We start from the raw sequence: 21,835 nt of genomic DNA, 5'->3' as shown, positions 1-21,835 counted from the left end.
GCGCTGTCGTCGGTCCACGGGTCGGGCAGGGCGGGGAGGGTGGCGATGGCGTCGGGTTCCTCCTCGTCGCTGCGACGGCGGAAGGGCAGGCGATCGCCCAGGGAGCTGATGAGCTGGTCCAGGCGCCCCTTGAGGGCGGGGGAGCGCTCGATCACCGGGAGCTGGTACTGCTTCTGGTTGGTGGCGTTGAGGTTGACCGCGATGATCAGGTCGCAATGGCTGGAGACCACCGGGACGATCGGCAGCGGGTTGAGCAGGCCGCCGTCCACCAGCATCCGCGAGCCCTGCATCACCGGGGTGAAGAGGCTGGGGATGGCCGCCGAGGCGCGCATGGCCTGGTGCAGGCAGCCTTCCTGGAACCAGATTTCCTGCTGGTTGGTGAGGTCGGTGGCGACGGCGGTGAAGGGGATGGGCAACTGCTCGATGTCGATCTCGCCGACGATCTCGCGGATGCGGCCGAACACCTTTTCCCCGCGGATGGCCCCCAGGCGGAAGCTGACATCCAGCAGGCGCAGGACGTCGAGGTAGTCGAGGCTCTCGGTCCACTCGCGGTATTCGTCGAGCTTGCCGGCGGCGTAGATGCCGCCCACCACGGCGCCCATGGAGCAGCCGGCGACGCAGGCGATCTCGTAGCCCCGCGCCTCCAGTTCCTGGATCACCCCGATGTGGGCATAGCCCCGGGCACCGCCCGATCCGAGCACCAGTGCGACGCGTTTGCTCATGCTGCTGTCATCCGTTTCTTTCAGAATGCGCCAGACAATACCTGTCGAGTCCTAGGGCAGCCAAGCGGCGACCGAGCATTGCGTGACCCCGTGGAATCTTTTGGCGGAGCGGCCAGTCTGAGTAGACTGATGGCCATTTCCCATGCAGCCGAGGAGGAAAACCATGAAAGCCTGGATCAGCCTGTCCCTCGTTGCCCTTGCCCTCGTGGGGTGCGCTGGCAAGACGGCGTACCGCGAGAGCTGCGGCAGCCAACTGGATGCCGCCTGGCGTGAGCTCGACCTGGCCAAGGCCGAGGGCTTCGCCGGCACCGTGAGTTATTCCAAGGCCCTGAGCCTGCTGACGGCGGCCAAGACCCAGCAGCAGTTCGAGGGGTTCCAGGGCTGCACGGCGAAGGCCGAGAAGGCGCGCTTCTACATCCGCGAGTCCCGCGCGGGCCGCTGAAACCCTTGGGTGAACGAGCCGGGGCTTGCCCCGGCTTTTTTGTGGCCGCGAGAAGGCCATAGGCAGCGCCTATCGGCTTTATCAAAGAAATTTCTTGTTTAATTTGTCGGGCGATTTCTAATATCCAAGCCGTTACTTGGATAAAGGCCATGGAGAGACGCCTGATGACGACTGCCACTTCTTCCCCAGGAACCCCTTCCACCGCTTCCTGGGGCGATCTTTTCAGCGGGCGCAACGGCCTGCTGGCCGTTGCACTGACCGGCAGCGTGGCGCTGCACGCGATCAACGTTCATATCGTCACCACCGTGCTGCCGTCGGTGGTGCGTGAGATCGGCGGGCTGGACTGGTACGCCTGGAACACGACCCTGTTCGTGGTGGCGTCCATCATCGGCGCGGCACTGTCGGTGCGGGTGCTGGCGGGCAGCGGGCCGCGAGGCGCCTGCCTGGCGGCGCTGGCCTTGTTCAGCCTGGGCACCATGGGTTGCGCCACGGCACTGTCGATGCCGTGGATGCTGGCGGCTCGTGCGGTCCAGGGGTTGGGTGGGGGCCTGTTGGCGGCCCTGAGTTATGCGCTGATCCGCGTGGTGTTCGAACCGCCGTTGTGGCCCCGCGCGGTGGCGCTGGTGTCAGGCATGTGGGGCGTGGCGACGCTGTGCGGGCCGGCGGTGGGCGGGCTGTTCGCCGAGGCCGGGCACTGGCGCTGGGCGTTCTGGTCGCTGCTGCCGGTGGCGGCGGCCCAGGCTGTGCTGGTGACGCTGCAGCTCGGCCCGCGTGAGCGTGGCACTGGGGCACCGCCCCGGGTGCCGGTGCTGCAGATCGTACTGCTCGCCGCCTCGGTGCTGGCGGTGGCTACGGCCAGTCGCGCCGGGCACCTGGCCTGGCAGGGGGCCGGAGTGGTCCTGGGGCTGGCGCTGGGTGCCCTGGCCCTGCGGGTGGATCGCCAGGCGCGGGTGTGTCTGTTGCCCAGCGGCAGTGCATCCCTGGGCGCGCCCCTGGGGGCGGCCTACGCCTGCGTTGCGCTGTTGCTGGTGGGCACCACCACCGAGATCTTCGTGCCGTACTTCCTGCAGGTGCTGCACGGCCAGACGCCGCTGCTGGCGGGCTACCTGACGGCGGCGATGGCGGCCGGCTGGAGCATCGGCTCGCTGACCTCCTCGGGGCGCGAGGGGCGCCAGGCCAATGGCCTGCTGCGCACTGGGCCGCTGTTCTGCGTGGCGGGCCTGGCGGCGTTGGCGGTGGTGCTGCCCCTGGGCAGTGACTGGAACGCCATGTTGCGGACGCTGCTCGCTGCGCTGGCGTTGGCGGCAGTGGGGGCGGGGGTCGGCATGGGCTGGCCGCACCTGCTCACCCGGGTGATGGCCCTGGCTCCCAAGGGCGAGGAAGACGCCGCGTCCACCGCCATCACCACCGTGCAGCTCTACGGCATGGCCATCGGCGCGGCGGTGGCGGGGCTGGTGGCCAACGCGGCCGGCCTGATCGAACCCGGCGGCGAGGCCGGTGCGCGGTCGGCGGCGATCTGGCTGTTCAGCGGCTTCATCCTTGCGCCGGCCCTGGCCGCCTGGCTGGTAAGGCGCGTGGCAGAGCGCTGAGACGGTTGCGTCGGGCAGGCGAGGGCGGGGCATAATCCGGCCTCGCCTTTGCCGTTGCCGGAGCACCTGATGCAACTCGACTTCTCCACCCTCACGCCTCTGGAGGCCTACCGCTGGCTGGCCTCCACCGTGACCCCGCGCCCCATCGCCTGGGTCTCCAGCCTGTCGGCCAGTGGTGTCGCCAACCTGGCGCCGTTCAGCTTCTTCCAGGTGATCAGCGACGACCCGCCGACGCTGATGGTCAACGTCGGCAGCCGCGATGACGGCAGCCTCAAGGACACCCTGCGCAACGTGCAGGAAACCGGCGAGCTGGTGATCCACCTGGTGCCGTTCGCCTTCGCCGAGGCGATGAACGCCACCGCTGCACCGCTGGCGTACACGGTGAGCGAGTTCGAAAGCTGCGGCATCGAGCACGAGCCGTCGCTGCGGGTGGCGCCGCCCCGGGTCAAGGGCGCGCCGGTCGCCTTCGAGTGCCGCCTGCTGGAGGCGCAGCCGTTCCCCCGCGATAACCCCAACTGCCACCTGATCTTCGCCGAGGTGCTGCTGGCCCATATCGATGACGCGGTGCTCACCGAGCAGGGGCGCGTCGATACCCAGGCGCTGGACCTGGTAGGCCGCCTGGGCGGCAGCGCCTATGTGCGCACCCGCGACATCTTCAACATGGTGCGCCCCACCTGACCCGCCCGGCCCCGCACCATTGCGGGGCCTTTCGCACACGCCTGTGCGATCTCGACCGGCTTCTGACGCCGCGACTTTGACGACCTGCCGCCGAATGGTCTGAAAGCGACCTCTGCATATCCAAAAAAACCAGCTAGCGTGGGATTGGCGCGGTCATGGCTTGTCGCCAGCAGGGGCGCGCTCCTAAGTTCGCGCTGTTGTCCGGGGTGGCGAGCGCGTCGACCCGGTTACCGGCATGGAGGGAAGCAGCATGGCATCGGTTGTCCAACGGGGTATCGCCAGCCTGGGCACGGCGGCCAAGCTGGCACTCGGCTTCGGCGTGGTGCTGGCGCTCACGGCAGTGGTGGCAGCCACCGGCTACCTGGCGCTGCGCAACGTGGCGGCCGGGGCGGCGCTGCTGGAGCGCATGGACGCCCTGGGCGGCGAGGTGCAACGCATGCGCCTGGTGGAGAAGGACTACGCCCTGACCGGCGATGCCAAGCGCGCCGAGGCCCTGCGCCAGGCGACCCAGACCCTGCTCGAACACAACGAGGCCCTGAAGGGCGAGGTGGATGCCGCCAGCCGCCAGTCCCTGGACGAAGTGGCCGGGGCGGTGGGCGGCTACCGCGCGGCCTTCGACCGCTATGTGGAGCTTTCCGACAACATGCGCCTGGCGCTGGAGGCGGCCAACTGGCTGGTGGTCAGCGCCTCTAACAGCCTCGATGTGCTGCAGTCGGGCCTCAACGAGGACGGCATCGACCTGCTGAAAAGCTCCCAGGGGGCAGAGGGCGCGGACATGGTGGCGCAGGGCGGCGAGATCAGCCGCATCTACCAGTCCCTGCTGTTGGCGCTGAACCAGGCCCGTACGCGCCTGGAGCAGAGCCGCAGCACCGGGGAGGCCGCCGATACCCAGATCCAGGAAGCGCTGGACGCCCAGAAGCTCGCCGGCGAGCTGCGCGACCGCATGCAGGACCCGGGCTACGCCGCCGTCCTCACCGAGGTGATCGGCAACATCGACTCCTTCAACGAACGCCTGCGCGAGTACACCGAGAACCTGCAGCAGCAGAAGCGCGAGTTCCAGGGCCTGACCGCCGGGGCTGAGGCCATGGTCGCGGCCGTGGACAAGGCACGTGACCACCAGGAGCAGGCCATGCAGGACCAGCAGCGTGGCAGCTCGCTGCTGATCATCGGCGGCAGCGCGCTGGCGCTGCTAATCGGCCTGGCGGCGGCGATGCTCATCGCGCTGCTGATCGTGCGGCCGCTCAAGCGGGTGATCGAGGTGGCGCAGCAGATCTCCGCCGGAGACCTCAGCGGCGACATCGAGGTGGGCCGCAGCGACGAGGTGGGCCAGCTGCTGGAGGCCATGCGCGCCATGTCGGCCAACCTGCGGAACATGGTCGGCCAGCTGCAGGGCGGGGTGCAGCAGATTTCCAACTCGGCCCAGGCGCTGTCCACCGTCACCGAGCAGACACGCGTCGGGGTCAATGGGCAGAAGCAGGAGACCGATCAGGTCGCCACCGCCATGAGCCAGATGACCGCCACCGTGCACGAAGTGGCACGCAACGCCGAGGCCGCTGCGGCCTCCACCCACAGCGCCGACACCCGCGTGGCCAGCGGCAACGAAGTGGTACGCCAGAGCCGGGGGCGCATCGACCAGTTGGCCAGGGCGATGGAGGTCACCACCCAGAGCATCGAGCAGCTCAGCCAGGAGGCGCAGAGCATCGGCGCGGTGCTGGACGTGATCAAGAGCGTGGCCGAGCAGACCAACCTGCTGGCGCTCAACGCTGCCATCGAGGCGGCGCGGGCCGGCGAGCAGGGCCGCGGCTTCGCCGTGGTGGCTGACGAGGTGCGGGCCCTGGCGCGGCGTACCCAGCAGTCCACCGCCGAGATCGAGCGGCTGATCGGCACCCTGCGCGAAGGCGTGCGCCGCTCGGTGGAGACCATGCACCAGAGCGAGAGCCTGGTGCAGAAGACCGTGGAGGACGCCGGCCAGACCGAGGCGGCGCTCAACGGCATTGCCGAGGCCGTATCCACCCTGCACCAGATGAACCAGCAGATCGCCGCCGCCGCCGAGCAGCAGACGGCGGTGGCCGAAGAGATCAACCGCAGCGTCACCAGCATCCGCGACATCGCCGACCAGTCCGCCGAGGCGATGGAGGAAACCGCCACCTCCAGCACCCGCCTGGCCGCTCTGGGGCGGGACCTGCAGGCGATGGCTGCGCACTTCAGGTTGTGACCGGGCCGACGTTTCCGTGATCGCGCGGCCTGTCGGCCCGGGCTTTCATGAGCAAATCTTGCAAGTCGCTTTGCCAGCGCGCCGGGCGCGGCTAGCATCGGCCGATCGTTCATGGAGCCTGATATGCGAACCCGACTGGATGCCTGCCTCGACGCCATCAACCAGGTCCTGCTGGGCAAGGAGGTGCAGGTCCGCCTGGCCCTCACCTGCCTGCTGGCGCGGGGACACCTGCTGATCGAAGACCTGCCCGGCATGGGCAAGACCACCCTCAGCCACACCCTGGCCAAGGTGCTGGGGCTCAGCTTCCAGCGCATCCAGTTCACGTCCGACCTGCTGCCCGGCGACATCCTCGGCACCTCGGTGTTCGATAAGGACACCGGCCAGTTCGTCTTCCACCCCGGGCCGGTGTTCGCCGAGCTGGTGCTGGCCGACGAGATCAACCGCGCCACCCCCAAGAGCCAGAGCGCCCTGCTGGAAGCCATGGAGGAGGGGCAGGTGACCATCGAGGGTGCCACCCGGCCGCTGCCTGATCCCTTTTTCGTCATCGCCACCCAGAACCCGGTGAGCCAGGGCGGCACCTTCGCCTTGCCGGAATCCCAGCTGGACCGCTTCCTCATGCGCCTGTCCCTCGGCTACCCGGCCCGCGCGGCGGAGAAGGCGCTGCTGCTGGGCGAGGCCCGGCGCGACCTGCTGCCACGGCTGGAGGCAGTGCTGGACCATGCGGCCCTGGCCGCGCTGCAGGACGAGGTGCCCCGGGTGCGCGCCAGCGATGCCCTGGTGGACTACGTGCTGCGCCTGGTGGAAGCCACCCGCACCCACCCGCAGTTCGCTTTGGGCCTTTCGCCACGGGGCAGCCTGGCGCTGCTGGGCGCGGCGCGGGCCTGGGCGCTGCTGGCGGGGCGTGACTACGTGATCCCCGAGGACGTGCAGGCCGTGCTGCCCTCGGTGGCCGGGCACCGCCTGCGCGAGCGCGCCGACCCCACCGGCCACGGCGGCGGCACGCTGGTGCAGTGGCTGCTGCGCGAAGTCCCGGCGCTCTGATGGCCGGCGGCATCCTGCGGCCGCGCTGGGACCGCTGGCTGGCCCGGCGCATTCCTCCGGCCCACGAACTGCGCCTGGACCAGAAGCGCATCTTCATCATCCCTACCCGCACCGGCGCGGCTTTCGGCGGTGCCCTGGTGCTGATGCTGCTGGCGGCCATCAATTACCAGAACAGCCTGGCGTACGGCCTGACCTTTCTGCTGGCCTCGGTGTTCATCCTCGCCATCCTCCATACCTACCGGAACCTCTCCGGGCTGGTGTTGCGGGCGGCCGGCGCACCGCCGGTGTTCGCCGGCGAGCAGGCGCGCTTCAAGGTGCGCCTGGAGAGCCGCCGCCATCCCCACGAGGCCATCGCCCTGGGCTGGCCGCCCGAGCCGCTGCAACTGCAGGACGTGTCGGCCAGCGGGGCCACCGATTGCGAGCTGAACCAGCCGGCGCTCCAGCGTGGCTGGCTGCGTCCCGGTCGCCTGCGGGTGGAGAGCCGCTTTCCCCTCGGCCTGCTGGTAGCCTGGAGCTGGGTCGACCTCGACCAGGCCGCGCTGGTGTACCCGCGCCCCTTGCCCGGTGACCTGCCGCTGGCCGCTGGCGGGCGCGCCGATGCGGAGGAGGAGGGCGTGCGCGTGGACGGGCGCGGTGCCGACGACTTCCAGGGCCTGCGGCCCTACCAGCCGGGGGACTCCCGCCGGCGCCTGCACTGGAAGGCTTATTCCCGGGGGCAGGGGCTGTTCATCAAGGACTTCGCCGCCCTCTCCGGGGCGGACCTGTGGCTCGACCTTGCCGGGCTGGACGGCGACCTGGAGAGCCGCCTTTCGCTGCTCTGCCACTGGGTGCTGACCTTCACCGAGCGCGGCCAGCCCTTCGGCCTGCGCCTGGGTGGCCTGGAGCTGCCGGCCGATGTCGGCGAGCCCCACCGCCACGCCTGCCTGCGGGCCCTGGCGCTCTACGGGGTGGCGCCATGAGCGTGGAACAGCCGATCCCGCGCATCGCCCTGACCTGGCTGCTGGTGGCCCAGGTGCTGGTGATCGTCCCGCACCTGGTGCACCTGCCGGTGTGGATCATCGGCCTCTGGGTGGTCTGCGCGGCCTGGCGGGTGCAGATCTTCCGCATGCGCGCGCGCTACCCCAATGGCCTGGCGAAGATCCTGATGATGCTGGTGGCGGCTGCCGGCGTGGTGCTGTCCCGGGGCAGCCTGATCGGCCTGGATGCCGGTGCGGTGCTGCTGGTGGCGGCCTTCATCCTCAAGCTGGTGGAGATGCGCACCCGGCGTGATGCGCTGGTGCTGATCTTCCTCGGCTTCTTCACCGTGGTGGTGGCGTACCTGTTCGACGACGGCATGCTCGCCGGGCTCTACAGCCTGCTGCCGGTGACGGCCTTGCTGGCGGCGCTGATCGGCCTGCAGCAGAGCGGTTTCGCCCAGCGCCCGACCGCTACCCTGAAGCTGGCCGGCACCCTGTTGCTGCAGGCGCTGCCGCTGATGCTGGTGCTGTTCCTGTTCTTCCCGCGCATGGGGCCGCTGTGGTCCTTGCCGTTGCCCAGCGACAAGGGCGTGACGGGGCTTTCCGACGACATGGCGCCCGGCGACATCGCCGAGCTGAGCCAGTCCGGCGCGCTGGCCTTCCGCGCCAGCTTCGAGGGCGACCCGCCACCCCGGCGTGAGCTCTACTGGCGGGCACTCACCCTGGAGCGCTTCGACGGTCGGCGCTGGTCCCAGTCCCCGGCGAGCCAGGTGCAGGGACCGGCGCAATGGGCGAAGCAGGGCCCCGCACTCAACTACAGCGTGGTGATGGAGCCCAGCGGAAAGCCCTGGCTGTTCGGCCTGGATGTGGCCGAGACCCGCGTCGAAGACACCCGCCAGATGGTCGACTTCCACCTCCAGCGGCGCCTGCCGGTGGAGCGCTCGCTGCTCTACAGCGTCACCTCCTGGCCCCAGGCGGTGCGCGACCCGCAACTGGCGGACGCGGTGCGCCGGCGCAACCTGCAACTGCCCCGCGAAGGCGATCCGCGCGCGCGGGCCTGGGCCGAGCAGTTGAGCGCCCGCTACGCCGAGCCGGATGCCCTGGTGCAGGCGCTGCTGCGGCATTTCAATCAGGAACCGTTCGTCTATACCCTGCGCCCGCCGCTGGCCGAGCGGGACACGGTGGATGCCTTCCTGTTCGACACCCGACGGGGCTTCTGCGCCCACTACGCCGGCGCCATGACCTTCGTCCTGCGTGCTGCCGGCATTCCCGCGCGGGTGGTGGCCGGCTACCAGGGGGGCGAGATCAACCCCGCCGGCAACTACGTGCTGGTACACCAGTTCGACGCCCATGCCTGGGTCGAGTACTGGACGGCCGCCGCCGGCTGGACCCGTGTCGACCCCACCTTCCAGGTGGCGCCGGAGCGCATCGAGAACGGCCTGGAGCAGGCCGTGGCCCAGGAGCAGAGCTTCCTGCAGGACTCGCCCTTCTCCCCCCTGCGTTATCGCGACATCGGCTGGATCAACCAGCTGCGCCTGGCCTGGGACCGGGTGAACTACGGTTGGCAGCGCTGGGTGCTGGGCTACCAGGGCGAGACCCAGGCCCAGGTGCTGCAACGCTGGTTCGGCCAGCTGGACGCGCGCACCTTCGCCCTCCTGCTGGTGGGCACGGCGGCCTTCCTGGTGGCTGTGGTGGCGCTGTGGATGTTCAAGCCCTGGCGCCGCGAGCGGGACCCGCAGGTGCGCCTGCACCAGGCCTTCGAGCGTGTGCTGGCCCGCCATGGGTTGGTGCGCGGTGCCGCCGAGGGCCCGCGTGATTTCGCCGCCCGTGCCGCCCAGGCCCTGCCGCAGCAGGCGCGGCTGATCGAGGAATTCGCCCGCCGCTATGAGGCGCTGCGCTATGCTGGCGCCCCTGAAGCGCCGGCCGACCTGCGGCGCACGCTGAACAACCTGCGCCGGGCCCTGCCCTGGCGCCTGACTCGACAGGAGCGCTGACCCGGGTCTCGCCGGGGCGCTCCGCCGAAGGAACACCTGCCATGTCCGCCATGCTCGACGACCTGATCGCCCAGGTCCTGAAACTCGAAATCCAGCTCATCTCCGCCCGTGCCCGCCTGGAGGCCAGCACCGACGACGAGGCCCTGCACGACCTGCGCATCAACCTGCGGCGCCTGCGCAGCCTGCTGCGGCCGTTGCGTGGGCTGCCGGTGGCCGATGTGCTGATCGAGGCGGCCCGGGAACTGGGGCGGATCACCACACCGTTGCGCGACCTGGAGGTGCTGATCGCCGAGCTGGCCCGCCACCACCACGAGCGCCTGGCCGAGCCCCGCCGCCTGCGCCTGCGCCAAGGCTGCCGCGAGGTGCTCCAGGCCCCGGCGCTGGAGCGGCTGTTCCAGGTGCTCGACGCCTGGCCGCAGCTGCTGCGCCTGTCGGCTCGGGAAGGCTTGCTGGAGCAGCCACGCAAGCGCATCCGCAAGCGCCTGCTGAAGGACTGGGCCCGCCTGGAGCAGGCCCTGGCCGATCCTGCCCATGACCGCCACGCCCTGCGCCTGCTCATCAAGCGCGCGCGCTATGGCGCCGATGCCTACCCCGGGGTGGTGGAGGTGCCGGAGCGTACCCGGCGCCTGCTCAAGGGGGCCCAGGATGCCCTGGGCAAATGGCACGACCGCCTGCAGTGGCTGGCCACTGCCGAGCGTGAGCCGGACCTGGCCCCGCGCACCCGCGCCTGGAGCACCGCCCTGCATGCCGCCGAGCTGCGGGCCGACCGCGTGCTGGAGAAGTTGCAGGCACGCCTGGGCTGAGGTACCGCCGCTGGCGTTTATCCCCTCCGGGTTGTCGGGACTCGCTTGAAGTTCGGCTTCCGGGGGGCGGGGGCTTCCCCTACCATCGCCCCATCCTAGAGCCGTGGATGAGATCCCGATGACCTTCTTCGAATTGATGCAGGCGGTCCGGAAGGACCCGCTGGACGTGACCGTGCCCGCTCGCTGGGCCCAGGGCCGTGCGAGCTTCGGCGGCCTGGTGGCGGCGCTGGCCTATGGCGCCATGCGCGACAAGGCCCAACCGGGCCGGCCGGTGCGTTCCCTGGCGATCACCTTCGTCGGCCCGATGGAGGCCGAGGTGCCGGCCCGCTTCGAGGCTGAGGTGCTGCGCGAGGGCAAGGCGGTGAGCCAGATGTTCTGCCGGGTGCGCCAGGGCGAGCAGACCGTGGCGGTGGTGCAGGGCAGCTTCGGCGCTGCGCGGGATTCGGCAATTGCCGTGGAGGGCGAACCGGCCCCCGTGATCAAGGCCCCCGATGCCTGCCAGGAGCTGCCCTACCTGCGCGGCGTGACCCCCGAGTTCACCCGTTACCTGGCGATGCGATGGGGCATCGGTGGCATGCCGTTCACCAACAACCCCAGCCGTGAGATGGGCGGCTGGGTGAGGCTGCGTGGGGAGGTGGAGGAAGCCCCGGTGGACGAGGCGCTGCTGCTGGCCCTGGTGGACGCCTGGCCGCCGGCGGTGCTGCCGCACCTGCGCTCGCCGGTGCCGGGCAGTTCGCTGACCTGGACCATCGAGTTCGTGCAGCCGGCGCCGGCCCTGAGCACCCTGGACTGGTGCCTGTACCGCGCCGAGATCGACCACGCCCGGGATGGCTACGGCCACATCTCCGCGCGGCTCTGGACCCCGGCGGGCGAGCTGGTGGCGCTGAGCCGGCAGACGGTGGCGGTATTCGGCTGAGTCAGACCGCCAGCTCGACGCGGTTGCGGCCGGCGAGCTTGGCGGCGTAGAGGGCCTTGTCGGCACGCCCCAGCAGGCTTTCCAGGCTTTCACCGGGGTGCAACTGGGCCAGGCCCAGGCTGACGGTCAGGTGCAGCGCCTGGCCGTCGGGCAGTTCCATGCACTGGCCCTCGATCTCGCCACGCAGGCGTTCGGCCACCTGCCGGGCCGCGTCCAGGGTGGCTTCCGGCAACAGTGCGGCGAACTCCTCGCCGCCCAGCCGACCCAGCACATCCACTTCCCGCAGGGTGGCGGTCATCGCCCGTGCCGCCGCCTGCAGCGCTTCGTCACCGGCACTGTGGCCGTGCTGGTCGTTGACGGCCTTGAAGTGGTCCAGGTCCATCATCAGCAGGCAGCAGGGGTGGCCGAAACGGTCCTGCTGGCGCAGCAGGTCACCGGCGCGCTGCATGAAGGCGCGGCGATTGCCCAGGCCGGTGAGGGCGTCGGTGGTGGCCAGGGTCAGCAACTCCTGTTCGAGCCGCTTGCGTGGGGTGATGTCGTAGCTCCAGACCAGGTAGGCCGGCTCGCCGTCGACTTCTACCAGGCGCCCGGAGATGACGCCCCAGTAGGGTTGCTGGCGGCCCAGCCGGGCTTCCCAGTCATCCAGCTCGCCACGGGATTCCAGTGTGGCGCGAAACCGCTGGGCTTCCTCGGGGTCGGTGAACAGTTGCTCGAGGGCGACCCGGCGCGCCCGCGCCCAGGCGTGGCGCCTCAGCAGGCGCTGGGTGACGAAGTGGACCTTGCCGGAGAGGGTGCCGATGAGGGCCACGTCGCTGGGGCTGGCTTCGAGGATGTCCCGCAGCAGCTCGCGGCCCTGGCGCAGCTCGCGGGTGCGAGCGTCCACCCGCGCCTCCAGGCTCTGGTTCAGCTCGCCCAGGCGCTCGGCCAGGCGTCGTTCGCGCCGGTAGTTGCGCACCAGTTGCAGCATCAGCAGCGAGCCGCCACCGAGCAGGCCGCAGAGGGCCCAGGCCAGGTTGTGGAAGTAGCGGTAGAGGTGCTGGCGCTCGCCGTCCAGCTCGTTGGCCAGGGAGATGTTGGCGGCCACCATCACTTCGTGCATGGCGAGCTGCAGGGGTGGCAGTTCATGGATCACCTCGCCGGCAAGCTGCCTGGCCGTGTCGCGGTCCTCCCAGCTGGCGCGCTGCTGCCAGCGGATGCTCAATTGCTCGACCTGGCGCAGGGTGCCGTTGACGTCCGGGCGAGGCTGGGGCAGGTGGGCGAACATCGGGTGGTCGGAGAGGTCGCGGGTCAGGCTGCGCAGCACGCCCAGGCGCACGGTGAAGGCCGAGGGGCTGCTGCCCCCGCTTTCCAGGCTGCGGGCCTCCTCGACGAGGCGGCCCATGGCGTTGCGGATCTGGTAGGCCTGCCACAGCTCGCCATGGGAGGTCGGGTGGCCCAGTTGCCGGGCCTCGCGGATCACCATCCACAGGCAGCCGGCCACCACCACGGCCATGCCGGCCAGCAGCGCCAGCAGGACGAACATGACCATCCGCTGGCGGGCGATGTAGGCGGCGTTGTCGGGCAGGCGCTCGGGCATGGCTTACTCGATGAAGATCTCGCTGAGTTGCCAGATGGCGCGGTTGTAGTACTTCTGGGTCCGCAGTTCGTGGTGCTGGTCGAACGGGTACATGAGGAACAGTGGCCCGAGGGATTCCACCGGCATCGGTTGGCCGTCGCGCTGGTAGGCGATGACCGGGGAATAGCGGCTGATGTCGCTGGCCGGGATGATCACCGAGTAGTCGTTCAGTGCGCGCATGCGCAGCTGGGCATTGGCCGGTGGGCTCACGTGCAGCTGGCGCAGCAGGTAGGCCAGGGGTACGCCGCGCCACTCGGAGACGCGATCATCTGCCGGGCCACGGGCCGTGACGGTGGTGGCGGGCATGCTCAGCAGGGTGCGCAGGGTGAAGGTGCGGACGGGTTGCCCAGGGCTGTGCACCCTCAGGGCGGGCAGGTCCAGCGGGTAGGCGGCCTCATCTGCCCGGACCCAGGAACAGGCCAGTAGCGTCAGGAAAATGGTGACAAAAAAACGTCGCTTTAACGGCATGCGACTGTCCTCGGGCCTCGTGGTGCCAGCATATCGTCAGCATGCCGGCAGGCTTGAGGGAATCCGACGAAACGTGATGGCGCTTTGATGTCCGTTCAGGAACGGTTCCGCCAGTTGCGCCACCAGCCGCCGCTGAAGAGGAAGCGCGGGAAGGTCACGAACTGCTCCATCAGGATGCGTCCCACCGCATCGCGGCGGCCCTCGAAGGGCTCCGGCGCTTCGTGCTCCAGGCGGTGGCCGTGGCCTTGCAGGGCAAGGGAGGCCAGCACGCCGATGATCCCCAGCGCCAGGGGCAGCCAGGCGAGGTCGAACAGGCCGGTGAGGATCACCAGCACCGAGACGATGAACAGCGGCACGGCGATCAGGTGCAGCACGAGGTTGGTGGGGTTGCGGTGGTTCCTGGCGTAGGTGCGCCACTGCCAGCGGTGAAGATCGGGATGACGTTTGCCCATGTGCGAATCCTCCGGGATTGGCGGGCAGTCTAGGCCGGCCCCGAGGGGGCCGGCGAATGGGTCTTCTCTATGGGTGGGATAGAAGCGGCTACAGCTTGAGCTGGCGGATGGCGCGGGACAGCTCGCTGGCCAGTTCGGCCAGCTCGTTGCTGGTGGCGGCGGAGCCGACGGTCTGGCCGACGGTGAGTTCGGTGACGTCGCGGATGCGCACCACGGCGCGGGTCATTTCCTCGGCCACCTGGCTCTGCTGCTCGGCGGCGACGGCGATCTGGGTGTTGCTCTCACGCATCTGCGCCACGGCTCCGGCGATGGCGGCCAGGGCTTCGCCGGCTTCGTGGGCCTGCTGCACGCAGCTGTCGGCCTTGTAGGAGCTCTCCTGCATGAACTCCACGGCGTCCCGGGTGCCGGACTGCAGGGCGTTGATCATGGAGGTGATCTCGTCGGTGGAGTCCTGCACGCGGCGGGCGAGGTTGCGCACCTCGTCGGCCACCACGGCGAAGCCACGGCCCATTTCCCCGGCGCGGGCGGCTTCGATGGCGGCGTTGAGCGCCAGCAGGTTGGTCTGCTCGGCGATGCCGTGGATGACGCTGACCACGCTGCTGATCTTCTGGCTGTCCTCGGCGAGGCGGCCGATCATCTCGGCGGTCTGCTGCACGCCGCTGGACAGCCCGGCGATGGACTCACCCACGCGGCTGACCACCTGCTGGCCATTGCCGGCCAACTGGTCGGCGGTGCGCGACTGGTCGCGGGTGTCGGCGGCGTGCTGGGCGATGTGGTGGACGGTGGCGGACATCTCGTTGATGGCGGTGGCGGCCTGGTCGGTCTCACTCTGTTGCCCGAGCATGCCCTGGCGGACCTCGCCCATGCTGCCGGCGAGGCGGGCGGCACCTTCGTCGAGGCGGGCGGTGACCTGGGCGACGGTGCCCACCACGCGCTGGAAGCCCGACTGCATGGCGTTGAAGGCGCTGGCCATCTGGCCCACTTCGTCGCGGCTGTCCAGCGGAACGCGGGCGGAGAGGTCGCCGCTCTTCTCCACGTGGAGCATCACGTCCTTGAGGGTGTTGAGGTGGCTGAGCAGGAAGCGGATCAGCAGCTGCGAGGACGCCAGCAGCACGATCATCAGCAGGAACACGGTGACGGCGTAGTTGAGGGTGCGATCAGCGAACACCTCGATGAAGCTCGGCCCTCGGACCAGCACGGCCACGCGCTGGCCCTGGCCGGCGTCCTGCACCTGGGCGCCGATGACCGGGTCGCTGCCGAAGAGGTTGTCATGGGGGAGGTCGACCCAGCCATTGGCACGGGCCAGCGCCGAGCCATCGACATCGCGCACATCGGGGCTGCTGCCGCTGGCGAAGACCACCACGTCCCCGCCGCCGGGCAGGGCCTGGCCGCTCGGCCAGGCCTTGAGCAGCTGCGCCCTGGATTGCGCCGCCTCGCGGGCAGCCTGCTGGCGGGCATCCTGCTCCAGGGAAATGGCATGCAGCACCAGGAGCAGGGTGGTGGCGAATGCCACCGCGTTGACGGCCCAGAACTTGTACTTCAGTGACAGGTCGCGAATCCATTTGCCCATGGGATCGTTCTTCTTCTCGGTATGGCTGTTGGCAAGGTGCCAGCATTGTTTCGCAGCACTCTGACGCGAAACTTGATCCTTATCAATTCGCACTTTCGCACGAAGAGGTTAGGCGATATCTGGCAGCCCAAAGAACTGACGAGCGCATGCCGTGCTGTGTGAGGCGAGCTGTTCCTGAGACTCGCCCCGGTGCAGCGCGACCTCCCGCAGGACTTCCGTGAGGAAGGCCGGCTCATTGCGCCCATGCTTGGGTTTCGGCCGCAAACTGCGAGGCATTAGGTAGGGCGCATCACTTTCCAGCATCAACCGACCGGCGGGAATGTCCCGCACCAGCGGGTGCAGGTGGGTGCCACGGCGCTCATCGCAGATCCAGCCGGTGATGCCGATGTGCAGGTCGAGGTCCAGGTAGGCGTACAGCGTGCGCTGCTCGCCGGTGAAGCAGTGCACCACGGCGGCGGGCAATTGGTCGCGGAAGGGGCGGAGGATCGCCAGCAGGCGCTCGCTCGCCTCGCGCTCGTGGAGGAACACCGGCTTGCCCAGCTCCACGGCCAGTGCCAGCTGTTCTTCGAGGGCCTTCTCCTGCAGTGGGCGGGGGGAGAAGTCGCGGTTGAAGTCCAGGCCGCATTCGCCCACGGCGCGTACGTCCGGCTCGCTCAGCAAGGCCTTCAGGCGACGAGCGGTATCGGCGTTCCAATGGCTGGCATCGTGGGGGTGGACCCCGGCGGTGCTGAACAGCCGTTGCCGCTCGGGATCGAGTCGGCGGGCCAGTGCCAGAGCGGCTTCGCTTTCCTTCTCGCTGGTGCCGGTGAGCACCATCTGCACCACGCCGGCGGCGATGGCGCGCTCCAGAAGGGCTTCGCACTCGGGGGCGAAGCTCGGGTGGGTCAGATTGACGCCGATGTCGATGAGTTGCATCTTTCCTACCTCTCTGATGCGAGCGGGGCAGGATAGCAAGCGCCCGATCAGTCGAAAAAGCCAATATTTACGTGGGGTTATGCGGGTTCGTCGGCAGGGCGACCGCCGGTGGCTGGCAATGCACGGCGGGCTGTGACACTCTCCGCGCCCCCTCGCTGGCGCCCAGGGAACTCCCCTGTGGCATGGCGTTCTCAGTCGCTCGGGTTCGCATGGTGCGGGCCGTACGGGTCCGGAGATCAGATGACGCGAATCCTGCCGCTGCTCGTGTGCCTGCTGGCCCTGCTGCCGTTCCCGGCGGCGGCGCGCCTGGCCGGCCCGCCGGAGAACTGGCAGCAGCCGAGCGAGGCCCGCGACCTGGCGCAGATCCGCCGGACCGGGGTGCTCAAGGTGCTGGTCAACCAGAGCCGCAACAGCTCTGGCGAGGTGAAGGGCCAGGCCATCGGCGTCGAGTACCACCGCATCCGTGCCTTCGAACAGTTTCTCAACCGTGATGGGCGCCCGCTCGAAGTGCGCATCATTCCCCGCCCCAAGGACCAGCTCGCCGCCGCATTGCTGCGCGGTGAGGGCGATCTGGTCGCGCCCGGTGAACTCCTCGATCCCCGTGCCACTTCGGACGTCAGCGCCAGTGCGCCGGTGCGTGAGCACGTGCCGCTGGTGCTGGTGGCGCGCACCGGTGACCGGCGTTTCCAGCGCCTGGAGCAACTGGCCGGGCGGGTGGTGACCCTGCCCGCCGGCAGCGGCGCGGCGGAGGCAGTACGCAAGGTGAACCGGCAGCTCGCCCAGCGCCACCTGGCCCCCATCGCCATCGAGTGGGTGGACCCGAGCCTGGCGGTGGAAGACGTGCTGGAGATGGTGCAGGCCGGCATCTATTCGATGACGGTGGTGGAGCAGCCCATTGCCGAGCGCTGGGCCAAGGTGCTGCCCAAGCTGCGCATCGACCGCCACCTGGTGCTGGACAACCAGCGCGACATGACCTGGTATGTGCGCCGCGATGCGCCGATGCTGCGGGCCAGCATCGACCGCTTCCTGGCGACCTACAAGACGCCGGCGGACCAGGACGCCACCTTCCAGCGCGTCTACCGGCGCCTCTACAAGGTGCGCTACCCGCTGGCCCGGGCTGATCGCCAGCGGCTTGAGAAGGTCCGCCCGGTGCTGCAGCGCTTCGCCGACGAGCATGCACTGGACTGGTTGAACCTGGCGGCGGTGGCCTTCAAGGAGTCCAGCCTCAACCCCGGTGCGCGGGGCGCCAGCGGGGCGACCGGGCTGATGCAGATCACCCCGGCTGCGGCACGTTCGGTGGGGGTGGGTGACATCCATGCGCTGGACAAGAATGTGCAGGCCTCGGCCCGCTACATGGCGAAGCTGCGCAAGGGCTTCTTCAACAGCGCCCAGCTCAACGAGCGTGAGCGCATGGCCTTCGTACTGGCGGCCTACAACGTGGGCCCGCAGCGGGTCCAGAGCCTGCGCGCCGAGGCTCGTCGGCGGGGGCTCAATCCCAACCAGTGGTTCTTCCAGGTCGAGCGCGTCGCCGCCGAGCAACTGGGCATGGGCGTGGTGAGTTATGTCAGCGCGGTCAACAAGTACTACCTGGCTTACGCCCGGGAGCGGGACGACCTGGAGGGGCAAGTCCGCGTGGCCAGTCGAGGGCGAAAATAATCGATTTTATCGATAGCGATTACGGGTTTTTTGCGATTTTAATATCGATAAATTTGGATAGGATGGCGTCCACCTGAACCCACAACGCTTCACAACGAAAGGAACAGCCACCATGTCGAACACCCTCAAGCGCCTCTTCTCCACCAATGCCGGCATCGGCATCACCCTGCTTCGCGTCGTCACCGGCCTGACCTTCATGGCCCACGGCTCGCAGAAGCTCTTCGGCCTGTTCGGCGGCTACGGCCTGGCCGGCACCGGCCAGTGGATGGAGAGCATCGGCCTGACCCCGGGCTACCTGATGGCCCTGATGGCGGGCAGCGCCGAGTTCTTCGGCGGCCTGGCCCTGGTGATCGGCCTGCTGGTGCGTCCGGCGGCGCTGTCGCTGATCGTGGCGATGGTGGTGGCGACCTTCAGCGTGCACTGGGCCAGCGGCTTCTTCATCACCGACGGTGGCTTCGAGTACGCGATGATCCTTGGTCTGATCGCCGCGACCCTGCTGGTCGAAGGGGCCGGGCGCTACTCCCTGGATCGCAAGCTGGCGCAATAACCCGGCGTTCGCGGCAAGCCCCACACGCAAACCCGAGGCAGTCACTGCCTCGGGTTTTTTCATGGGCGGCTTATGGGGCGGCCTGCTCGGCGCGACGGCTGGCCAGTTCCAGGGCGGCATTCAGGCGCAGGCGCTCGCGTTCGTCGAAGCGCTCCTCCGCCAGGCGCTGGATGGCCTGACGCCGGTCTGCCTCGCTCAGGCCTGCGTTGGCTTCGATGCGCAGTTTCTCTTCCTGGAAGGCGGCGATACGGCGATTCCAGCCCTGCCGGCGGCCGTCCAGTTCCTCCAGGCGCTGGGTGGCCTCGGCGCCTACCAGTTGCTGGCGCAGGCGGCGGATCTCCGCGGGGCTGGCCCCTTCGGCCTGCAGGCGGCTGGTGGCGGTACGCAGTTCCACCTGCAGTTGCGGCAGGAGCGCATCGTGCAGCTCCTCGGGCAATGCCTGGCGCAGCCGATCCACGGCGGCCGCCTTGGCGTCGTCGTCGAGGCTGGCGTCGTGGCGGATGGCCAGGCGCTCGAGGGTGAAGCGGTTGTACGCCTCTTCGCGGGCGAAGAACGCCTGGTGGGCTTCCGGGCTGAAGATCCGTGCGCGCAGGGCGGCCACGGCGTCCTCCCGCTGGCGCAGGGCCGCGAGGTCGGTCTGCTGGGGCAGGTCGCGTTCCAGTTCGATCAGTTGCCGCTTGTAGTCCAGGTACTGCTCCAGCAGTGCCAGGGCCTGCTGCCGGGCGGGCTCCTGCAGCTGGCTGGCGACGTAGTCGCGCAGCCGCTGCACGGTGGTGGCCAGGGGCTCTTCACCCATGGCGGCGAGGAAGTAGTCGAACAGCAGGCGTATGTCTTCCTCGATCACCAGGTTGCCGGCTGCATCCACTCGCAGACGGCCATCGACTTCCGTCCCGGCGAAGGAGGGCGGGAGGGGGGCGATGGCTGTCGGCAGCGGCGGTGGGCCGGTGAGCGCAGGTTCGGGAGATTCGGTGGGTTCGGCCGCTTGCGGGGTGATGGTCGGGAGTGGGCTGCCGGTGCCCGGTTCGGCCTGCTCGGCGCCCTGGTGAAGGAACACGGCAAGGCCGCCGGCGAACAGCAGCGGGATGGAGAGAAGGCGCTTTTTCACGGTGACCTCGGATGAGGGACGGAGCCCGGAGGCTCCGCCCATGGGGTTACAGCCCTTCGTTCTTCAGGCGGTTGGCGTGCTGGCGGTAGACGCTTACAGGCGGCGTCTCGAACAGGCTGACCAGGCCGAACAGGTGGTTGACCTCGTCCAGGTGGTTCATGCGGTAGTCGTCACGCACGACCCTGCCCAGGTGGGAGCTGCAGCGGCCGACCAGCCCGTCGTTCTGCTGGCCCTTGAACGGCAGCGAGGTGATGAGCAGCAGGGGGTCGCTGATATCGAGGGGGTTGGTGAGGGTGCGGACGCCGCTCCAGGAGTAGTAGCGCACACCCCGGGCAGCGTAGGCGCCTTCGCCGCAGACGGTGGTGGGGACGCCCTCGGGGAAGCGGGCGTTGAACTTGGCCGAGCCGACGGGCGTCAGGGATTCCAGGCCGGCCAGCACATCCTGGGGCAGTTTGCTGGAGCTGCCGGAAATGACGTTGATCACCTTGCCGATGGCGTTGGCGATGTTGGCGAGGAAGGCTTCGCCGGCGGAGTCCCGTGGGATCTTGCGCAGGAAATCGGCGGTGGCGGAGCCTTTGTGGGGGCTGCCGACGGAGGTCACCGAGGCCACCAGGTTGGGTCGGATGCCGGCGACGTAGCGCGCGGTCGGGCCGCCGTGGCTGTGGCCGATGAGGTTGACCTTGGGCTTGCCGCTGATGGCGACGATGTCTTCCACCTGCTCCAGCAGTTCCTCGCCGCGGGCCTCGGTGGAGTTCAGCTGGCTGACCTCGGCGACGTAGACGGTGGCGCCGTGGCGTCTCAGCTCGGAGGGGATGCCGTACCAGTAGTCGATCCCGAGGATGCGGTCGAAGCCGAACATGCCGTGGGCCAGGACGATGGGGTACCGGGTCTGGGTGTAGCCGGTGGCGGCGAAGGACTGGGCGGAGGCGAGCAGGCCGGCGCCGAGGCCGAGGGCCAGGAAAAGTTTGCGTTTCGTCATGAAGTGCTTGCTCTTGCGGTTGATGGATGGGGACGCGGCGCTTCCCGCAAGGTGGCGTCTCGTCCGTGGAACGCTCAGGGCAGTTGGGGCTCTTCGTGAAAGCTGGAGTGGGCGTTTGTCGGGCCGTGACGGCCCAGTCGCCCGAGGCGGCAGGAGTATGCACGCGCTTACCGTGTCGAGTTGGCTGACACGCTTAACGCGCTTTGTAGGTTGTTTCTGAGGACTGGAGGCTGCGGCCTCTCTGAAAGCGGAGGGCGAGCAGCGTGTGGCGGCACCCCTGCCCGCGTCGGGTGCGGGCAGGCGGTTGCTAGGGGGCGGGTTTGTCGGTTCGCCGGCTGGCCAGCTCCATGGCGGCGTTCAGGCGCAGGCGCTCGCGTTCGTCGAAACGCTCTTCGGCCAGGCGCTGGATGGCCTGGTGCTTGTCGGCCTCGCTGAGGCCGGCATTGGCTTCGATGCGGGTTTTCTCTTCCTGGAAGGCGGCGATGCGGCGGTTCCAGCCTTGCCGACGGCCGTCCAGCTCCTCCAGACGCTGGGTGGCTTCGGCGCCTACCAATTGCTGGCGCATGCGGCGGATGTCCGCCGGGGTGGCGCCCTCGGCCTGCAGGCGACTGGTTTCCACCCGCAGTTCGGCCTGAAGCTGGGGCAGGACGGCATCCTGCAACTCCTCGGGCAGGGACTGCCGCAGGCGGTCCACGGCCTGGGCCTTGGCGTCGTCGTCGAGGCTGGGGTCATGCCTGATGGCGAGGCGATCGAGGGTGAAGCGGTTGTACGCCTCTTCCTGGGCGAAGAACGCGCGGTGGGCCTCCTGGCTGAAAAGGCGCGCGCGCAGGGCGGCGACGGCATCTTCCCGCTGGCGCAGGGCGGCGAGGTCGGCCTGGCGGGGCAGGTCGCGCTCCAGTTCGGCCAGCTGGCGCTTGTAGTCCAGGTATTGGTCCAGCAGGGCGAGCGCCTGCTGGCGGGCGGGTTCCTGCAGCTGGCTGCCGATGTAGTCGCGCAGGCGCTGCACGGTGGTGGGCAGGGGCTCCTCGCCCATGGCGGCTAGGAAGTAGTCGAAGAGCCGGCGCACGCCTTCTTCGATCACCAGGTTGCCGGCGGCGTCCACCTGCAGGCGGCCATCCACCGTGGTACCGGCGAAGGAGGGTGGCAGGGCAGCAACCTTCGGGGGTAGGGAG

Annotated in this window: 20 protein-coding genes and 1 pseudogene; 12 read left to right on the top strand and 9 right to left on the bottom strand. The window is 69.2% G+C overall.

Annotated features, from left to right (window positions below):
- On the bottom strand, nt 1-722 hold a 722-nt coding region (locus tag SZ55_RS25865), incomplete at its 3' end, for a patatin-like phospholipase family protein (RefSeq protein ID WP_044413845.1).
- A gap of 163 nt (nt 723-885) precedes the next feature.
- On the opposite strand from SZ55_RS25865, the gene SZ55_RS25860 reads away from it, so the two are divergent.
- The 10 genes and pseudogenes from SZ55_RS25860 to SZ55_RS25820 all read left to right on the top strand — a co-directional run bounded on the left by SZ55_RS25860 (nt 886) and on the right by SZ55_RS25820 (nt 11,356).
- Nucleotides 886-1,164 (top strand): hypothetical protein, encoded by a 279-nt coding sequence (locus SZ55_RS25860; RefSeq protein ID WP_044413842.1) that lies wholly within the window; start codon nt 886-888, stop codon nt 1,162-1,164.
- 164 nt (nt 1,165-1,328) lie between these two features.
- Nucleotides 1,329-2,753, top strand: coding sequence for an MFS transporter (locus SZ55_RS25855; protein WP_044413839.1), 1,425 nt, complete (start codon nt 1,329-1,331; stop codon nt 2,751-2,753).
- A 69-nt stretch (nt 2,754-2,822) separates the two neighbouring features.
- Nucleotides 2,823-3,431 carry a flavin reductase family protein gene (locus SZ55_RS25850; protein ID WP_044413836.1) on the top strand — a complete coding sequence of 203 codons (609 nt, stop codon included), beginning with the start codon at nt 2,823-2,825 and terminating at the stop codon, nt 3,429-3,431.
- Between the two features lie 235 nt (nt 3,432-3,666).
- Nucleotides 3,667-4,788, top strand: a pseudogene (locus SZ55_RS29225) (HAMP domain-containing protein); the annotation flags it as partial.
- A complete protein-coding gene (locus SZ55_RS29220; RefSeq protein ID WP_442963715.1) occupies nt 4,774-5,646 on the top strand; it encodes a methyl-accepting chemotaxis protein in 873 nt (290 codons plus the stop codon). The pseudogene SZ55_RS29225 and the gene SZ55_RS29220, both read left to right, overlap by 15 nt.
- Before the next feature lie 123 nt (nt 5,647-5,769).
- Nucleotides 5,770-6,687: an AAA family ATPase gene (locus SZ55_RS25840; protein ID WP_044413830.1), complete on the top strand. Its 918-nt coding sequence runs from the start codon at nt 5,770-5,772 to the stop codon at nt 6,685-6,687.
- Complete coding sequence (locus tag SZ55_RS25835; RefSeq protein WP_044413826.1) at nt 6,687-7,646, top strand: DUF58 domain-containing protein; 960 nt, start codon at nt 6,687-6,689, stop codon at nt 7,644-7,646. The genes SZ55_RS25840 and SZ55_RS25835 overlap by 1 nt, the downstream gene beginning before the upstream one ends.
- Nucleotides 7,643-9,637, top strand: coding sequence for a transglutaminase TgpA family protein (locus SZ55_RS25830; RefSeq protein ID WP_044413823.1), 1,995 nt, complete (start codon nt 7,643-7,645; stop codon nt 9,635-9,637). The genes SZ55_RS25835 and SZ55_RS25830 overlap by 4 nt, the downstream gene beginning before the upstream one ends.
- Nucleotides 9,638-9,678: 41 nt before the next feature.
- On the top strand, nt 9,679-10,440 hold the full coding sequence (locus SZ55_RS25825; RefSeq protein WP_044413820.1) for a CHAD domain-containing protein: 762 nt from the start codon (nt 9,679-9,681) through the stop codon (nt 10,438-10,440).
- A 118-nt stretch (nt 10,441-10,558) separates the two neighbouring features.
- Nucleotides 10,559-11,356 (top strand): acyl-CoA thioesterase, encoded by a 798-nt coding sequence (locus SZ55_RS25820; RefSeq protein ID WP_044413817.1) that lies wholly within the window; start codon nt 10,559-10,561, stop codon nt 11,354-11,356.
- A gap of 1 nt (nt 11,357) precedes the next feature.
- On the opposite strand, the gene SZ55_RS25815 is transcribed toward SZ55_RS25820, so the two are convergent.
- From SZ55_RS25815 to SZ55_RS25795, 5 genes are all read right to left on the bottom strand, one after another.
- Entirely contained in the window at nt 11,358-12,932 is a 1,575-nt protein-coding gene (locus SZ55_RS25815; protein ID WP_044413814.1) for a GGDEF domain-containing protein, read from the bottom strand.
- A gap of 3 nt (nt 12,933-12,935) precedes the next feature.
- Nucleotides 12,936-13,439: a molybdopterin-dependent oxidoreductase gene (locus SZ55_RS25810; protein WP_052807673.1), complete on the bottom strand. Its 504-nt coding sequence runs from the start codon at nt 13,437-13,439 to the stop codon at nt 12,936-12,938.
- A 95-nt stretch (nt 13,440-13,534) separates the two neighbouring features.
- A complete protein-coding gene (locus SZ55_RS25805; protein WP_044413811.1) occupies nt 13,535-13,891 on the bottom strand; it encodes an Mpo1-like protein in 357 nt (118 codons plus the stop codon).
- Nucleotides 13,892-13,979: 88 nt separating this feature from the next.
- On the bottom strand, nt 13,980-15,461 hold the full coding sequence (locus SZ55_RS25800; protein WP_044413808.1) for a methyl-accepting chemotaxis protein: 1,482 nt from the start codon (nt 15,459-15,461) through the stop codon (nt 13,980-13,982).
- Nucleotides 15,462-15,569: 108 nt separating this feature from the next.
- Nucleotides 15,570-16,376, bottom strand: a complete 807-nt coding sequence (locus SZ55_RS25795) for a TatD family hydrolase (protein WP_044413805.1) — start codon at nt 16,374-16,376, stop codon at nt 15,570-15,572.
- A gap of 240 nt (nt 16,377-16,616) precedes the next feature.
- Between SZ55_RS25795 and SZ55_RS25790 the strand changes: the two genes are divergently transcribed.
- Nucleotides 16,617-18,032: a transglycosylase SLT domain-containing protein gene (locus SZ55_RS25790; RefSeq protein WP_044413802.1), complete on the top strand. Its 1,416-nt coding sequence runs from the start codon at nt 16,617-16,619 to the stop codon at nt 18,030-18,032.
- A 112-nt stretch (nt 18,033-18,144) separates the two neighbouring features.
- Complete coding sequence (locus SZ55_RS25785) at nt 18,145-18,579, top strand: DoxX family protein (RefSeq protein WP_044413799.1); 435 nt, start codon at nt 18,145-18,147, stop codon at nt 18,577-18,579.
- Nucleotides 18,580-18,649: 70 nt separating this feature from the next.
- Here the strand turns inward: SZ55_RS25785 and SZ55_RS25780 are convergent, their stop codons facing one another.
- The 3 genes from SZ55_RS25780 to SZ55_RS25770 form a co-directional block, all read right to left on the bottom strand.
- Nucleotides 18,650-19,684, bottom strand: coding sequence for a lipase secretion chaperone (locus SZ55_RS25780; RefSeq protein ID WP_044413848.1), 1,035 nt, complete (start codon nt 19,682-19,684; stop codon nt 18,650-18,652).
- A gap of 46 nt (nt 19,685-19,730) precedes the next feature.
- Nucleotides 19,731-20,663, bottom strand: a complete 933-nt coding sequence (locus SZ55_RS25775; protein ID WP_044413795.1) for a lipase family alpha/beta hydrolase — start codon at nt 20,661-20,663, stop codon at nt 19,731-19,733.
- Nucleotides 20,664-20,970: 307 nt separating this feature from the next.
- Nucleotides 20,971-21,835, bottom strand: an 865-nt coding sequence (locus tag SZ55_RS25770) for a lipase secretion chaperone (protein WP_044413792.1), incomplete at its 5' end; no start/stop codon positions are given.

Origin of the sequence: Pseudomonas sp. FeS53a, assembly GCF_000931385.1 — a bacterium.
Lineage (GTDB): Bacteria > Pseudomonadota > Gammaproteobacteria > Pseudomonadales > Pseudomonadaceae > Metapseudomonas > Metapseudomonas otitidis.
This window is presented reverse-complemented; position numbering and strand designations above follow the sequence as displayed.